Below are 14,797 nucleotides of genomic sequence, written 5' to 3' on the forward strand. Positions count from 1 at the left end.
GATAATTAACGTCGATAACTTCAAAAACTAAACGCTAGTTTTCTTTGCTCTTCTGGGATGCTTCTTGCGCTTTACGCATAGACTCCCTTCGCTGGCATGAATAACCGAGCAGAAAGAGCGGTGAAAGTGCACGGTTATCTTCGAAGTCTCCTTCTTTGAAAAGCGCCATGACCTCATCCACGCTGTTCTGGAACCAAGGCGCGCCATTCGCTGATTTCAGGTAGGGCATCAGTTGCTTCCACAGCGTTCCCCATGTTGCAAACGGCTTTGCGACGAAATTGCTCATGAGCTTAACAGCATTGGTCGGACGGGTGTCACTGATTCCTTGCTTGTACAGGACGCCGTTTTCAAAGCGGTCCGCGAGTGCCAGCAATCTCCCGTATAAATAGTCGCGGTCATTTCGTGTTGGTTCAAGGTACATGGATATCGTGTCCTCCTGTTTGTTTTGCTTCCTCGCGTCATCAATGTAATGTTTTTTCCATAGGCTGCATGCGATTTCAAAATCTCTTAGCCATGCTCCTGGAGCGTCATATCCCATAGGTTTAGTGACTCTGTGGTATGTGGCGTCCAATATGGAACGGGGAAGCGATTCTCCTCCGAACATGCATTCTATAAGCTGCTTTTTCGTGTTTTTCGCAAAACGTTTATAGGCTTTGCTGCTTCTGTCTGACACGTTGTATGCACAGCTGATGATGTCAGCAAATGGTGGCGCACCTTCATATGTGACAAACTTCTTCTTTTCTTTGTCGTATATTTTCAACGGCCATGCTGCATCAACATGCCACTGCAGAATACTTTCGACATATTCGTCTCTCGAAAGTTCACGATAATACGTAACGCTCAAACGTCCAGACGTCGCCGCATCCAGAATGACGATCATCATTGGATCGGTATGCTTTTTGAGTTTGTTAGCATTGCCATATCCGCGCAGTACCTTCGAAAAAACTTTTGCGTATTGAAAGTTTGTTGCGGTCAGCGCATCTGCAACATCGTTGCGTGGAGTTTCCGGCTCGACTACAGCCGATGAGAACAAAGAGCCAAAATCATAAGAGCCTTCCTGCGGGTCGAGTTTCGGCTTTTCGTTGGGGTTTTTCACCGAGCAGATGACTATAGCCTGAGTATCGGTAATCGTTCCATGATTATTGACCAACCATTGCAGCGTCGAATGTATCTTCTGCGATGTTTCACCATCGACTTGCAAAGCTTCTTCTTTGGAAGCAAAGCGCCCTCGATAGGTAAAATTCGATGAATCGTTCGCCGATAACAGTTTGGCATTGCCATTGACACTGACAATTTTCTTAGGGAAGTTCAAGATCGGAGTATATAGGTCCTCTCCAAACATATCCTTTCCTATTTTCTGACGATCATGTCGTAAATAGGAAATCCATTGTGCCTGTATATCGGGATCATTCGAGACATCTGAGTTTTGCAGCCCAATTTCAACTTCGAAGCAAACGCCTGCTTTTCGGTCTTTTTCGGTTATTTCCACATTGAACCGAGCGGCTTCTTCGCTGATGCTGTGTTCCGAAACGCATCGATAGATGGCATTGAGTTTGACGTTATCACCCTTCCAAGCGGCAAGCTGCTCCAAATACATGGAGGTTTTCTTCTCGTCGAAATGCAAATCGAGATATTGGAGTTGATCAAACAGAGGATGCGGCACCGGCTTGCTGGTACGTCCCATGGAACTTTCTGTGCACGGGATGACAATCGTTTGTTTTTCCCTCAGAAGCCGTAGTATCTCACCATTCCCGTTTACCCCTAGCGTCAATAGTGTCGGAAGTGTCGTATGCCCCGGAGGAATCAAGGCTTTCCTAATGTCAAGCGTAGAACCGTCGCCACTTCTCGGAATTTTTCCGGCGGCGTTGTGCACAGATTCGTTGATAAGCAACAGATTGTTCGACAGGCTCATCACTCACTCCTCTCCCACCGGCTGCAGATTGCTCCCCAAAGCGAATTCCTTAACACTCTGGTTTTTCCTGATAATTCGTCCATCCAATTTCGTGGATTCCGGACGCTCAAATTCGATGATGCCGTCGGACATAACAGGCGACCAGAATCGGGCGATAAAATCGTGGTCCTCGTTTTCATCCGGATACGTGAATCCATGGAACATGTATCCCATATTCCACTCGCCATAACCGTCATAAAACCCTTCGCCAGATCCGAACTCACATGGTTCCACATACCCCTGGCACTCGCGCGTCCCCAAGAATATGTCTCGGCGACCGCCTTTCTGAACGGATCTCAAGGCGATATTATGATGTTTGTTTTCGTCGCGGTCAGCGACAAGATCTTCACGCTGATCATTCCATTCGAAATGAGCCAAAACCTGATAACGCACGTCTTTGAGATATGTGTAGTACGAAAGATCATTGCCACCGCTCATTTTGATGGGTCGAATTCCCTTTCCTTCAGTCTGAACTCTGTTCATCACACGAACAGCGTCAATAACCCACATAAAAGTTGGCTTCCAATAGATGCTTTCCGTAATGCCTTTCAAAGCTTGGTACGTTGGCACCTGATACGAAAATTTCTCACCCCCAACACGTGTTGCCGCTTCCGAGAACAACGCATATCTGCCTGATACCTCATATTCAATTGAGTTGCGATGTCGTTGCATATAACTCCTTCGTTAATCGTTCCCTCAACCAGTCACTGTCAATATAGCACATTTTACGCTTGTTGTACATAGAACTCTTTGAGTGTTTCTCAATCAACAATCAACCAGTTATTCTTGTATAAGTGGGTTTTCCTACTGTCGCCACATTCATGGCGTGGATTGAAAATATGTACAACATGCGTATTTACCAAACGAAACTCTCCTGCAGATTCCCATCGATCTGCAGGAGAACCACTGCCCTTTCATATCATCAACAGAGACATGTCCGTCTCTGTCACCACGCCATATTCGCCTTTGTAATAATCTCCATTCAGAACGCAAATATCGAAATCCTCGTTAGCGATGGAAATCGCATGTTTTTCGTTCAAAATCTTGTATTCGTAATCGAAAAGGGAAACCGTGTATTCCTGTAGCCGCCGCAGAATCGCAATCTTCTCCCTCAACTCACCGTGGCCCAACATATCCAGTAATTCCATCGCATTGCCATAGGGAACCACAACATTGTGCGTGATTTTCGGAATCACACGATATTCATTGCCGACCGTTTTGAACGCCTGGGCAAAAAACGGATTGTATCTCTCCCCCATCGTATTGTTCTCGAATTGCTTACGTTGGCTTTCGTTGTATGCCAGCAACTCATAAATCGTTTTTCCAGCGTTTTCCTTTTTCCAAAGCGGACCATCCAGCAAACTATTGCCGCCATATCGATCCTCACTTTGAAGCAGCATGCCATAAAACTCATTGAGCATGCCAGTAGAAAGCAGATCAGCATCAGGATGCTCACCCATAATCTGCAAAGTGAGCTTTTTGCCTCTGTGAATCTCTGGAAGATAGTCCTTGAACCTTTCCTCACCTTGCAACGGATAGACATACACATCCTTGATTTCTTTCGATTCACCATTCCTGTTGCACCTGCCAGCCGCTTGCATAATGCTATCCAGACCAGCCATCGCCCTGACTACGCATGCGAACGAAAGGTCCACTCCCGCTTCGATAAGCTGAGTGCTTACGCAAATCACCGGCTTGGAATCATGAGGATCAGTTAACACCTTTATTCTCGCTAACTGGTCTGCCCTATGTTTGCCACACATGGCAGTACTCAAATGAATCAACTCAAACTGCCCGCCAGCATTGAGCTCTTGCAAACACTGATACATTTTGCGCGCTTCACTCTTCGTGTTGACGATAGACAGGCAATTGCCGTTCCGAAGTGCCTGCTCATATATGATGTTCGCAAGTTCCTCGCAACTCTTGCTTTCCTGTGAAGCAATAATCCGGGTACGCTTGAGCTTCTCTTCGTAACCATCAGTATTGTCGATAAGATCAGGCTCGTCTGACAGACGCAGATTCTTTCGCGCCGTTCGTTCCAATAAAGGCTGCGTAGCTGAGCACAGCAGAATAGTCGAGTCCAATATCGTCGAAAGAAAACTCACAACTTCATTAAACGGATTGATGATATTCAACGGAAGCGACTGAATCTCATCAAAAATGATGACGCTATTGGCCATGTTGTGGAATTTACGAAGTTTCGTACCACGCGCCGACATAACCGTTTCCAAGAATTCGACCATCGTAGTCACGATGATCGGATTATCCCAACGTTCAGACGCCAGTTTACGTTGACGTTCCTTCGCATCCTCTTCCTCACTTGTGCCGATAGATCCCGTGTTATCGGAATTCTGAAGGCCCGCGGTGGAGTAATGCTCCAACACAATATTGCTGTCAGCATCCAGACCAAGCATATTCCGGAATGTTGCCACGGTCTGTGACGTAATAGACAAGTACGGAATCACATAAATGATTCGTCTTTTCCCTGTTTCCAAAGCATGATGCAAGGCGAAATTCAACGAAGCCAACGTTTTACCGCCTCCGGTCGGAACCGACAATCGGTAAATCCCTGTCTCCCTGCTCCCAGCTTGACGGCACTGTTCCGTAATCTGTTGACGGATTTTATTGATTTCGGATGTCGAATCGAATGATTTCATGCTTTCGTCAAGACGGCGAATCAGTTCCGACCAATCCGCCTTGATCGGATGATATTGCTCTTTCGTCTCAAAATAAGCCGTATCTGTTCTATCGGCATCAATCAAACGAGAATAAACGTATTTAACTAGTAATCCCGAGTAGAAATAACGACTATCTTTCGACAATTTCAGCGATTTAGTTCGTCCTGCAAAATCGAAAACATCTTTTTCGGCCTGCTGGAAGGTGTCTTGCAAGTCGAGGTCCAAATCATGTAGCCCCTGTTTGATCTCCCCATACGCATATTTAGGATTCTGTTTATCTGCTTCCGTAAAACCTGTGAGAAAAGCCTCATCACCGATTTCATTGATGCAATCAGGAAGCTCTCCATGATGTTTTGCAATAACAAGTTCAAGAATCTCTTTCACGATTTCCGCTGCCGAATTCGAAATCGGCAGGTCATTGACGACGAACGCACCCTGCCTCGCATGAGGAATCTCACCACGACGTCCCTTGCCTGATATCAGATACGTTTGAAACTGTTGCGCGACCTTTCCAACATCATGCAGGAGCGCCGCCATTCGCGGAATCTGAGAAAACTCCGATTCATAGCTTTCCGCTAAGTCACCCGCATTGTGAAGATGGTCACGCAACGTCTGCACACCGCCATCCGCGTCCTTGTGCGCCAGCAAAGTCATAATCTGCTCCTTCACAGATATGTTCAAGCACCCCTACATTACCATAGCGTTACAGTTCTCACGAGCATTGCAACGAGGTTCGGCATATAGAGGCAGAAGACTTTCAAGTGGAATAATCCGCATATACGCATACTCATTGGTATACCTATTCATATCTTTCCATTTTCAATTCCAAATGGAAAGATATGAATATTTTTGCGTTAGCTACACTTAATCGAATAAGTGTAGCTAAATTCCGCGTTAGCCACATTTATTCGCACATAGAAAAAGCCGGACAGCGGATTCTTGGAATCCACCCACTTGGGCGAACCCGTTGAATCCGCCGTCCGGCGGCGCGACTGCTTCTCAAGAATGTGTGCTTGACTCACATGGATGGTACTGAGAACCATTCGCTTAACGATCTGTTTCCGTGCGCGCCAACCGCGTAAGGAACGCGGCTGCGCGGCACGGACACAAATCAAGTCTTGAGTGGACTCGAGCCGCGGTGGGCAACGCCACGGCGGCTCGAAAGCCAAGGGATTACTCTAGCCGCAGCTTGGAATAATCACAAGCCGACCGAGCTTCGTTCAGTTCAGGCCTTGGCGACCTCGACGTTCAGCTCATCGCCGGCAGTCACTTCGAAGGAAGTGGCGAGCGTCTCGGAGGAGACAAGTTCCTTGAACTGTTCGACCTTGGCCACGTCTTCGGCGGGCACAACGAGCTTCAGTGCGATACGGTCGGAGATCTGCAGATCGGCGGCCTTGCGGGCGTCCTGCACGGCGCGGATCACGTCGCGGGCATAGCCTTCTGCGATCAGATCGTCGTTCAGCTCGGTGTCGAGGATCACGAAGCCACCGGTCGGCAGTGCAGCACTTACAGAGTTGGCGGCCTCTTCGGCGTTCTTCTCCTCCACGCTGTTAATCAGCTCATATTCGCCTTCCTCAAGCACGATCTCACCGTTCGGAGTCTCACATACCGGAGCGCCTTCGGCGTTCACATGCCATGCGCCGGACTTGGAAGCCTTGATGGCGAACTGCACGTCCTTGCGCAGGCGCTTGCCTGCCACGCGAGCGTTCACACGCAGCTCGTTGATGATCTTCAAGCCTTGGGCTTCGGCATCTTCAAGCGTGCACAATTCAACGTTCTTCACGTTCAGTTCGGATTTCAGAATCTCGTCGTATGCGGCCACGGCGGTAGTGTTTTCCACCACAACGGTCAGCTTGGACAGCGGCTGGCGCACGCGAATCTGCTTCGTCTTACGCATAGACAGGGTGCCAGACACGACCTCGCGCACCTTCTCCATCGCATCAACCAGAGCCGGATCGTCAACAAGCACGCGGCCCAGTTCTGTTGCCTCTCCGGTCTGCTCGTCGGCAAGGAATGGCCAGTCGGCCAGATGCACGGATTCACCACCGGTCAGGCCACGCCACACGGCTTCCGCTTCCATCGGAGCAAGCGGTGCGATCACGCGCATGAATGCTTCAAGCACGGTGTACAGCGTGTTGAACGCGTTCGCATCCTCGTTCCAGAAACGGTCACGATTGTTGCGGATGTACCAGTTGGTGAGCATGTCGATGAAATCGGACACGGCTTCACATGCATCGGAAATCAGGAAGTCATCCAGCGAATGCTGCGTCTTCTCGATCAGTCGGCGGGTACGTGCCAGCAGATAACGGTCCATTTCCGGCAGTGCGGCAACCTCATCGGCACGCAGCGCACGAGCATCGAAACCAGCACCATTATTAGCAGCGTTCGCATACAGGGTGAAGAAGTAGTACGAGCTCCACACCGGCAGCATGACCTGGCGAACGGTGTCACGAATGCCATCGGCGGTCACGATCAGATTGCCGCCGCGCAGAATCGGCGAGCTCATGAGGAACCAACGCATGGCGTCGGAACCGAAATCGTTGAACACACCGTTCACGTCCGGATAGTTACGCAGATGCTTCGACATCTTCTGGCCGTCGGAGCCAAGCACGATGCCGTGGCAGATCACGTTCTTGAATGCCGGCTTGTCGAACAGGGCGGTCGCCATGATGTGCTGCACGTAGAACCAGCCACGGGTCTGGCCGATGTATTCCACAATGTAATCACACGGGAAATGCTGTTCGAAGGTTTCCTTGTTTTCGAACGGGTAATGGTACTGGGCGAAGCTCATGGAACCGGATTCGAACCAGCAGTCCATCACGTCGCTGATGCGGTGCATATGGCTCTTGCCGGTCGGATCGTCCGGGTTGACGCGCGTCAGCTCATCAATGTACGGGCGGTGCATGTTGACATTGCCCTCATGGTCGCGCGGATAGTCACCGAAGTCGGCCTTCAGCTCCTCCAACGAACCGTACACGTCCACGCGTGGATACTTAGGATCATCGGACACCCACACCGGAATCGGGGAACCCCAGAAACGGTTACGGGAAATGGACCAGTCACGTGCGTTGGCGAGCCATTTACCGAACTGGCCGTCCTTCACATTGCCCGGAATCCAGTTGATCTGCTGATTCAGTTCGAGCAGACGGTCCTTGATCTTGGTGACAGACACGAACCAGGAGCTCACCGGCTTGTAGATCAGCGGAGTGGCGCAACGCCAGCAGTGCGGGTAGGAGTGCACGTAGCTCTTCTCCTGGAAAAGGATCGCGCGCTGATCTTCCGGAATGCGCTCCAACGGGCCGTCGCCGGCACGCAGGTTACGCAGGATCGGCTTGTTCGCATCGAACACATACATGCCCTCGTAATCCGGGCACAGCGAAGTGAACTTGCAGCCCGCGTCGAGCACATCAACGCTCTTGATGCCCTTGGCGTTGAGCGTATTCATATCGTCTTCACCGTACGGAGCCTGATGCACGAGGCCGGTACCTTCAACGGTGTCGACATAGTCGGCGGTGAAGATCTGATAGCCTTCCGGACCCGGAACCTTGCCTTCGACGGCGTTCTCGTCGCCTGCGAAGTACGGGAACACCGGGTAGTAGCGCCAGCCTTCCATTTCGGCACCCTTGAGTTCGCGCACGATCTCATAGTTCTCGCCGAGTTCCTTGGCGTAAGAACCGAGCAGCGGCTTGCCCAGATAGAACTTCTTGCCAGCGAACTTGCCTTCGGTCGGACGCACTTCCACATAGTCGATGTCTGCGCCGACCACAATAGCAAAGTTGGTGGGAACGGTCCACGGCGTAGTGGTCCAGAACACCGCGTAGGCGTCTTCCTCATCGCGCAGCTTCACGGCCACGGACACGGTGGTGTCTTGACGATCCTGATACACGTCGGCATCCATGCGCAGCTCATGCGCGGAAAGCGGCGTCTGATCCTTCGGGCAGTACGGCAGCACGCGGTAGCCCTGATATGCGAGGCCCTTGTCGTACAGCTGCTTGAACGCCCACATCACGGATTCCATGTATGGAATGTTCAGCGTCTTATAGCCATGCTCGAAATCGACCCAACGTGCCTGACGGTGCACGTAGTCCTTCCACTCGTTGGTGTACTTGAGCACGGAGGCACGGCAGGCATCATTGAACTTGTCGATGCCCATTTCCTTGACCTGATCGACCGAATCGATGCCCAGTTCCTTCTGGGCTTCAAGTTCGGCCGGCAGACCGTGCGTATCCCAACCGAACACACGATTGACCTTGTGGCCCTTCATGGTCTGGTAACGCGGAATCACATCCTTGGCGTAACCGGTCAGCAGGTGGCCGTAATGCGGCAGACCGTTGGCGAACGGAGGGCCGTCGAAGAACACGAATTCGTTCTGGCTGTGATCGCCGGAAGGACGGCGTTCAATGGACTTCTGGAAAGTGTCGTCCTTCTCCCAATAATCAAGGACGGATTCTTCCAGCTTTGGGAAACTGGGGTTCGGCGCTACATTGGCGCTCTGCTCACCCGCAGCTGCCTTCGGATACACGTTGTTTTCGCTCACCGTATCTCCTCGTAGGTTCTTACTATTTGTCTCCTACGAGGACGATGGCATCGCGCCCATCCGGACGCCGCCACCGCGGTACCACCTCGTTTGCCATGCTTTTGTGACGCGCACGACCGCTCGTATGTTCGGCTGTTCGGGCCTTCCCGCCGGGTCTAATAAGCCGCTGACACGACCGTTCTTCCGGAAGCTCCCCGCTGATAACGGATCATCGCTCGCATTTCGGTTGTCACTATAGCATGCGGCGCGAACTATTTCGCTTGTTTTTCATGATTATGGACGATTCTTTAGTAGGATTCACAAGAATGAAAAAGTAAAAAGAAACACCAGACGCGTAACGTCTTAAGCATCACTATTTCGCAGGCACAAAACTGTCACGCGCCACCAATGACGTCGACAGATACACATGCTGACGAATCGTACGCTTGCCAGAAATGGCGTCGCCCAATGTCAAGGTCGCAACGCGCGCAAGCTCGTTCAGATCAATGGAGAAGGTGCTCAATGGTGGCGAAGTCAACTGCGAAATCGTCTGATTATTGATGCTGATCACGCTGATGTCACGTGGCACCAGCACGCCAACCGCATTGAATGCCTGTAGCATGCCCACCGCGATCACATCGGCGGCGACAATCACGGCATCCGGTAGCACACCATTATGATCGCGCACGAACCGCTCCCCCAAAGCACGTCCGTTGCTCACCGTGAACAGGCCGTCGGAATACACGAGCCCGTCGGACTGAATGCCGAAACGCTTCGTTTCACGGCGGAAATACGTGGCACGGTTCTCCTCGTCGGCCTCATAAAAGTTCATAAGGGAGCCCTTGCCACCAATAAATCCAACACGTTTCATGCCCTTGGCCGCACACGCCGCAACCGCATCATGTATGGTCTGCTGCAAATCAGGTTGCACGGAATCGAACAGATTCGGCGCCGGATTCACATCAATGAACACGCCATACGGCATGACCCTGTGCAGCCGTTCCAATTCCTTCTCGCCAATCTGGTCGGCGCCGATTACCATGAAACCGTCGAACTTGGAACCGGACGCAATCATGTCATTGAGGTTGTGGAACACCGTCATTTCCATGCGCTGCTGCTCAGCATTGCGCTCGAGCGCCGAACGCAAATCAGTGAAATAGGAGTCACGCAACGCTTCTTCGGACTTCTCATTATCAAGCAGCGCGACCTCATGAGGAATGACGATGCGTTTGGTCTGCATGCTGTAGCCGAGATCTTCACTCGCCTGAATGATCTTACGACGCGTCTCCTCACGCACGGAAAGAGTGGGATCCCCATTCAGAAGTCGAGACACCGTAGCCTGAGAAAACCCGGTACGCTGCGCAATTTCTTTAATCGTCGCCATGTCTCGCTCTCCAATTTAGTAAATCGTTTACCTCATGAAAGGATAACCTATTATTGATATAACGACAAACCAAGCGAGATTTGTGCAACGATTACGCAAGCCAATTATAATCGTTGCTCATGCAGCAGTCTCATGAACGTATGACGGAACAGTCTTCACGGAAGGCAGGCTGGCCGCAGCCGAATACCATGCACGGCAAAGACAATAAGAAATCCCTTGCTTCGAAACCGCAATTCCAAAGCAAGGGATTTTCCAGAGGATCCATGCCGTTCAAGGCCACCGGCCATAAGGGCGGCATCAGCCGACAGGGCTCGAAGCGCGGCTAGTATAACTAGCGTACGCTCGCATCGCTCCAATTCAGGAGACCATTCGATTATTCGAGTTCCACGGCTCCCGTGTACAGCTGGTAGTATTCGCCCTTCTGCGCGATGAGCTCGTCGTGCGAACCACGTTCGATGATACGGCCATGGTCGAGCACCATGATCACGTCGGAATTGCGCACGGTGGACAGGCGGTGAGCGATCACGAACACGGTGCGACCCTTCATGAGGTTGTCCATGCCAGCCTGCACCACCTCTTCGGTACGGGTGTCGATGGACGAGGTAGCCTCGTCGAGGATCATGGCCGGCGGATCGGCCACGGCTGCACGAGCGATGGAAATCAGCTGACGCTGGCCCTGAGACAGACCGGAACCATCGCCTTCGAGCACAGTCTGGTAGCCGTTGGGCAGCATGCGGATGAAGCCGTCGGCGTTCGTGAGCTTCGCCGCTTCGATGCATTCCTCGTCGGTGGCGTCGAGTCGACCGTAACGGATGTTGTCCATCACCGTGCCTGTGAACAGATTCACGTCCTGCAGCACCACACCCAGCGAACGACGCAGATCCGGCTTGCGGATGCCTTTGACGAAAATGCCGTCGTACAGAATCATGCCGTCTTGAATGTCATAGAAACGGTTGATCAGGTTAGTCACCGTGGTCTTACCGGCACCCGTGGCACCGACCAATGCGATCTTCTGCCCGGGCTTGGCGAACCAAGTGATGTCATGCAGCACCGGCTTGTTGGGGTTGTAGCCGAAGGTCACGTCGGTGAAGCGCACATCGCCCTGCAGCAGGGTGAGGCGTCCATCCGGCGAAGTGATAGCGGTTTCACGGGCCTTCATGGCCACTTCGGCGGCACGTGGGCTCAAGGATTGCGCGGCCTTGAGCGAACGGGTGCCGTCATCGCCTTCCTCGCGCTTCCACGCCCAGTGGCCGGTTTCGTGGTCGACTTCGGTCATTGTGCGACCGTCTTCGCCGAGTTCCACATTCACCAAGGTCACGGAACCGCCGTCATCTTCCGGCTGTTCGTCCATGAGCGCGAAAATGCGGGAAGCACCGGCGAGCGCCATCATCACCATGTTGAATTGCATGGACACTTGGCCAAGCGGGTTCACAAAGGAACGAGACAACGTCAATAGCGAAATCAGCGTACCCAAGGTGAGCGGGCCAGTACCGGACAATCCGAAGTTTCCAAGTCCGCTAATCGCAGCAAATCCGCCGAAAATCGCCAGCAGAATGTACAGCAGGTAGCCCATGTTGCCTACGATCGGCATGGTCACATTGCCCCACGTGTTCGCTTCGGCGGAAGCTTCGAAGAGTTCTTCGTTCTTCTTGTCGAAAGTGGTTTGGGTGGCGTCTTCGTGGTTGAAGACCTTGATGACCTTCTGGCCGTTGACAGCTTCTTCCACGAATGCGTTCACATCGCCGATGGCGATCTGCTGCTTGACGAAGTAACGTCCGGAGCGGGAAACAACCTTGCGTACCACCACAAACAGGATCACGGTGAAGGCGAGCACGAAAATGGTGACGGGCACCGACAGCCACAGCATGGAGACGAGCGCCGCGAGCGCAGACACCGCAGACGAGAACATTTGCGGGAACGACTGGCTAATGGCCTGACGCAATGTGTCGGTGTCGTTGGTGTAACGGCTCATAATGTCGCCGTGTTCGTTGGTGTCGAAGTAGCGGATCGGCAGGGTCTGCTGATGGGCGAACATGTCGTCGCGAATCTTCTTCAACGTGCCCTGTTCCACAGTGACGATAACCCACTGCCACAGCCAGCTGCAGAAAATACCAGCCACATACAGGCATGCCATAAGCGTCAACGCACGCAGCAACGGCATCCAATCAGGATTGGTGGCACCAACCATCGGCAGAATGTACGTATCGACCAGCGACTGTAGGAACAGTGACGATCCGGCCTGCGCTGCGGCTCCGACAAGAATGCACACTACTACGAGCGCCACACGCCATTTGTATTGGAAGATGTAGCCGAAAATACGCTTGGTGGTGCCCGGTGCGGCTTTCTGCATCGGCGGCTTGCCATGCGATTGCTGCATGCCGGCCGCGTTGTTGTTGTCTTTGGATTTCAATGCGGAAGTTTGTTCAGTCATCTGTTGCCTCCTTTCACTGCAGTTCCTCAGGTTGAGCCTGATTCTTGGTTTGCGATTCGTAGATGGAACGGTATTCGTCGCAGTTTTCGAGCAGTTGTTCATGCGTGCCGGCTGCCATGATGCGGCCATGGTCCATGACGAGAATCATGTCGGATTCCTGCACAGAGGCCACACGCTGGGCGATGATGATCTTCGTGGTGTCGGGAATCTCATGATGGAATGCGGTACGAATCAGCTGATCGGTTTTGGTGTCGACCGCGGATGTGGAATCGTCGAGGATCAGGATTTTCGGCTTTTTCAGCAACGCACGCGCAATGCACAGACGCTGGCGCTGGCCGCCGGAAACGTTGGTACCGCCCTGTTCGATGTACGTATCGTACTTGTCGGGGAATTCCTGAATGAAGCCGTCAGCCTGCGCAAGCTGGCACGCGTGGCGAATCTCTTCATCAGTGGCGTTTGGATTGCCCCAACGCAGGTTTTCGGCAATGGTTCCGGAGAAGAGCACGTTCTTTTGCAACACCATGGCAACCTGATCACGCAATACTTCCAAATCGTAATCGCGCACATCCACACCGCCGACCTTCAGCGAGCCTTCGGTCACGTCATACAAACGTGGCACAAGCTGCACCAAACTGGACTTTGCGGAACCGGTGCCGCCGACGATGCCGATGGTCATGCCGGAACAAATCTTCAAATCAATATCGTCAAGCACCGGCTTTTCGGAAGTGGAGGAATAACGGAAGGTGACATGGTCGAAATCGATCTCGCCATTCTTCACTTCCTTGACAGGATCAGCCGGATTCGTAACCGTGCTTTCCTCGTTCAGCACCTGGCAGATACGTTCGGCGGAAGCCTGCGAAATAATGCACATCACGAAGATCATCGACAGCATCATCATGGCCATGAGAATCTGCATGGCGTAGGTGACTAGTGCGGTCAGATCGCCGGTGGTGAGGCCTAGGGCCGCATTGTTGCCGGACGCCACGATCTGCCGGGCGCCCATCCACGCGATGAGCAGCATGGACACGTACACGCACAGCATCATAAGCGGATTGTTGAAGCTCATAATGCGTTCGGCCTTGGTGAAGTCCCTGAAGATACGCTCGGAAATACGGTTGAACTTTTCGGTTTCGTGGCTTTCGCGATTGTAAGACTTGACCACGCGGATGCCTTGCAGGTTCTCGTCGACCACGTTGTTGAGCTTGTCGTACGTGTGGAACACGCGTTCGAACACCGGGTGCACCAGCACCACCAGGCCACACAAGCCGATGGCGAGCACTGGAATGCAGGCGAGGAACACCAAAGAGATGGATGGGCTGATGCGGAAGGAGAAGATCCACGCCACAATCACCATGATCGGAGCACGCACACCCATGCGGATGATCATCGAATACGCGTTCTGCAGGTTGGTCACATCGGTGGTCAGTCGTGTGATGATCGAACCGGTGGAGAAACGGTCGATATTGGTGAAGCTGTAGCCTTGCACCTTCTCAAACTGATCGTGACGCAGATTCTTCGCGAATCCGGCACCTGCGATAGCCGAGAACTTTCCAGCCAAAAAGCCGGATGTCAGCGAAACTACCGAGCAAATCAGCAGAATCAAGCCGAATTTCAAAATCGCCGGCATGCTGCCACCGCTGATGCCCTCATCAATCAGCGATGCCATGACAGTCGGAATAAGGATTTCCAGCACGCTTTCCACGGCTACGAATGCCGGGGAGAGCAGACTGGCTTTTTTGTATTCGCGCAGGGATTTGCCCAGTGTGCGAATGACGTGCTGCTTTGGTTTCGGCGCTGCGGACGCCGTCGCGTTTGCCGTTGTCACTACTTGTCCTTT

Annotated in this window: 8 protein-coding genes; 1 reads left to right on the forward strand and 7 read right to left on the reverse strand. The window is 52.4% G+C overall.

Annotated elements, in window-relative coordinates; translation table 11 throughout:
• Nucleotides 1-34: 34 nt before the first annotated feature.
• The 5 genes from CE153_RS04490 to CE153_RS04510 form a co-directional block, all read right to left on the reverse strand.
• Nucleotides 35-1,912, reverse strand: coding sequence for a type I-C CRISPR-associated protein Cas8c/Csd1 (locus CE153_RS04490; RefSeq protein ID WP_099595269.1), 1,878 nt, complete (start codon nt 1,910-1,912; stop codon nt 35-37).
• Between the two features lie 3 nt (nt 1,913-1,915).
• Nucleotides 1,916-2,623, reverse strand: a complete 708-nt coding sequence (cas5c, locus tag CE153_RS04495) for a type I-C CRISPR-associated protein Cas5c (protein WP_004220816.1) — start codon at nt 2,621-2,623, stop codon at nt 1,916-1,918.
• A gap of 242 nt (nt 2,624-2,865) precedes the next feature.
• Nucleotides 2,866-5,283 (reverse strand): CRISPR-associated helicase/endonuclease Cas3, encoded by a 2,418-nt coding sequence (locus tag CE153_RS04500; protein WP_099595270.1) that lies wholly within the window; start codon nt 5,281-5,283, stop codon nt 2,866-2,868.
• A 571-nt stretch (nt 5,284-5,854) separates the two neighbouring features.
• The gene (gene ileS / locus CE153_RS04505; protein WP_099595271.1) at nt 5,855-9,166 is read right to left on the reverse strand and encodes a mupirocin-resistant isoleucine--tRNA ligase; all 3,312 of its coding nucleotides are present in this window, start codon (nt 9,164-9,166) and stop codon (nt 5,855-5,857) included.
• A 352-nt stretch (nt 9,167-9,518) separates the two neighbouring features.
• The gene (locus tag CE153_RS04510; protein ID WP_099595272.1) at nt 9,519-10,529 is read right to left on the reverse strand and encodes a LacI family DNA-binding transcriptional regulator; all 1,011 of its coding nucleotides are present in this window, start codon (nt 10,527-10,529) and stop codon (nt 9,519-9,521) included.
• Between the two features lie 119 nt (nt 10,530-10,648).
• Here CE153_RS04510 and CE153_RS04515 point away from each other — a divergent pair, with 119 nt between their 5' ends.
• On the forward strand, nt 10,649-10,855 hold the full coding sequence (locus CE153_RS04515) for a hypothetical protein (protein WP_236824461.1): 207 nt from the start codon (nt 10,649-10,651) through the stop codon (nt 10,853-10,855).
• 47 nt (nt 10,856-10,902) lie between these two features.
• Here CE153_RS04515 and CE153_RS04520 read toward each other — a convergent pair whose 3' ends face one another.
• A complete protein-coding gene (locus tag CE153_RS04520; protein ID WP_099595335.1) occupies nt 10,903-12,906 on the reverse strand; it encodes an ABC transporter ATP-binding protein in 2,004 nt (667 codons plus the stop codon).
• A 67-nt stretch (nt 12,907-12,973) separates the two neighbouring features.
• Nucleotides 12,974-14,785, reverse strand: a complete 1,812-nt coding sequence (locus CE153_RS04525; RefSeq protein ID WP_099595273.1) for an ABC transporter ATP-binding protein — start codon at nt 14,783-14,785, stop codon at nt 12,974-12,976.
• Between the last annotated feature and the right edge of the window lie 12 nt (nt 14,786-14,797).

This window comes from Bifidobacterium sp. N4G05 (assembly GCF_002742445.1).
GTDB classification, from domain to species: Bacteria; Actinomycetota; Actinomycetes; order Actinomycetales; family Bifidobacteriaceae; genus Bifidobacterium; species Bifidobacterium hominis.